The organism is Mitsuaria sp. TWR114 (assembly GCF_007997345.1).
The window spans coordinates 1-2316 of sequence record NZ_VOSR01000035.1; the positions used below are offsets into that span (position 1 = coordinate 1).

At 71.3% G+C, this 2316-nt stretch carries 3 protein-coding genes; all 3 read left to right on the forward strand.

The features are described from left to right. The coding region (locus FUT87_RS02250; protein ID WP_255511619.1) for a sensor histidine kinase KdpD at positions 1 to 1086 on the forward strand (1086 nt) is incomplete at its 5' end. A gap of 77 nt (positions 1087 to 1163) precedes the next feature. Beyond that, on the forward strand, positions 1164 to 1502 hold the full coding sequence (locus FUT87_RS02255) for a thioredoxin family protein (protein WP_147239926.1): 339 nt from the start codon (positions 1164 to 1166) through the stop codon (positions 1500 to 1502). Between the two features lie 16 nt (positions 1503 to 1518). Continuing rightward, the gene (gene ypfH / locus FUT87_RS02260) at positions 1519 to 2220 is read left to right on the forward strand and encodes an esterase (protein ID WP_147239927.1); all 702 of its coding nucleotides are present in this window, start codon (positions 1519 to 1521) and stop codon (positions 2218 to 2220) included. The last annotated feature ends 96 nt before the right edge of the window (positions 2221 to 2316 follow it).

Consider the following 2316-nt stretch of genomic DNA (forward strand, 5'->3'; position numbering starts at 1 on the left):
GCCGTCTGCGACGTGCTGCGCGAGGCCAGCGGCGAGCGCCCCAGCGTCGACACGCGCTGGCCGGACCTGCCGCTGCAGCTGCACCTCACGGAATACCTGGCGACGGTCTACGTCGACAGCTCCGGCGAATCGCTGTTCAAGCGCGGCTGGCGCGAGGACAAGGGCGATGCGCCGCTGAAGGAGACGCTGGCCGCGGCGATGCTGGCCGCGGTCGCGCTGGCCTGGCTGATGGTGGAGCTGGGCCTGATCCGCGGCATCGCCGTGCTGACCAAGCGTGCGGCGGCGGTGTCCTACAACATGCAGGACGCGCGCGCGGATCAGCGCATCGGCGAGCTGGACGTGGCCGACCTGCGCGGCCGCGATGAACTCGGCATCCTGGCCGGCAGCCTGGCCGACGCGCTCAGCCGCGTGAAGGACGGCCTGCGTCGCGAGCAGCTGCGGGCCGAGCGCGAGCGCGAGATGTGGCATGCGGTGGGCCACGAGATCATGTCGCCGCTGCAATCGCTGATGGTGCTGCACGGCGCGCCGGACGATGCCAGCCATCGCTACGTGCAGCGGATGCAGCAGGCGGTGAAGGTGCTCTACGGCAGCGCGCCGCCGAGCGAGGCGCTGGCCTCCGCCGACCTGCATCCGCAGGCGCTGGACCTGGTCGCCTTCTGCCGGGAGATCGCCGCCAACGCGCATTACGCGGGCATCGACGGCGTCAGCTTCTCGACGGCGCTGCCCGAGCCGCTGCCAGTGCGGGCCGAGGCCTATGCGCTGGAGGACGCCGTCACCCACGTGCTGCGCAACGCGGACCGCTACCGGCCCGAGGGCACGCCCATTGCCCTCACGCTGGAGGCCGGCGAGCCCGGCGTGGTGCTGCTGCGCATCCACAACCAGGGGCCGCCGATCGACGCGGCGATGCTGGAGACGATCTTCGAATACGGCGTCTCCGACACCGCGCCGCAAGCCGCCGGGGAACGTCGCGGGCAGGGTCTGTTCGTCGCCAGGACCTATCTGGCGAAGATGGATGGCAGCATCCGGGCATTCAATGTGCCGGAAGGCGTGGTGTTCGAGATGAGCCTGCGCCGCGCCGCGGCCTGAGGCTTGAAACCCGCCGGAGCGGCCCGACGTGGCCTCGCGTTGCGCGCCCTTCCGGCCCGACCCAGCAGGAGTTCCCCATGCCGATGAATGCCCATTACGCGCTGACCGAGCCGATCCGCGACGCCGTCGACACGCTGTCCAAGGAGCATCCACTGCTGGTGGAGTTCGGCGCCTCGTGGTGCCCGATCTGCGAGGCCGCGCAGCCCTTGCTGGTGGAGGCCTTCGGCGGCGGCCACGAGCGCATCCAGCACATCAAGGTCGAGGACGGGAAGGGGCAGCCGCTCGGGCGTTCCTTCAAGGTCAAGCTGTGGCCGACGCTGATCTTCATGCGCGACGGCCAGGAGGTGGAGCGGCTGGTCAGGCCCACGAACGCCGCGGACATTCGCGCCGCGCTGGAACGCATCGACGGCCCCTGACGGACAATCGCGCCCCATGACCCAAGCCCATGTGCTGATCCCCAAGGACGGATCGCCCGACCTGCTGTTCGTGCTGCTGCACGGTGCCGGCGCCGACGCCGAGCAGATGCGCCCGCTGGCCGAGGCCCTGCATCGCCAGTACCCGCGTGCGGCCCTGGTGCTGCCCGAGGGCTTCGAGCCGTTCGATGCCATCCCGGGCGGCGGGGCGGGGTTCCAGTGGTATTCCGAGCAGGGCGACGACGCGGCCAAGGCGGCGCGCCTGACGGCGGCGGTGCCCGAGCTGATCGCGCTGGTGCGCCGCTGGGCGGCGAAGCTGGAGATGAGCTGGGAGCGCGTGGCGCTGGGCGGGTTCTCGCAGGGTGCGATCCTGGCGCTGGAGGCGCTGCAGCAGGAGGAGCAACTGGCGGGGCGCGTGCTGGCCTTCGGCGGCGCGTATGCCTACTGGCCGCAGCATGCGCCGAAGGAGGTGTCGATCCACCTGCTGCATGGCAAGGACGATGCGGAGCTGCCGTATCCGGCGCTGCTGAACGCGGCGCGCGAGCTGATGGCGCTGGGCGCGGACATCACCGCCGACGTGCTGCCGAAGGTGGGCCATGAGCTGCATCCGGAGCTCATCGAGCGCGCGATGGAGCAGCTGCGGACCTTCATCCCCGCGCGGCTGTGGCGCGAGGCCGTGCTCGCGGCCGCCGAGCAGGACAAGAGCGAGCCGAGGCACTGACGCTCGCGCTCTCCCTCAAGCGGGAGAGCGAGCCGCGTACTGCGACGGCCGCTGGCCCTCACCCCTGCCCTCTCCCGCAAGCGGGAGAGGGAGCAA

What these genes read in the sequence shown, in the direction of transcription:
- FUT87_RS02255 (WP_147239926.1), top strand. Translation starts at nt 1,164, where the DNA reads ATGCCGATGAATGCCCATTACGCGCTGACCGAGCCGATCCGCGACGCC.
- ypfH (WP_147239927.1), top strand. Translation starts at nt 1,519, where the DNA reads ATGACCCAAGCCCATGTGCTGATCCCCAAGGACGGATCGCCCGACCTG.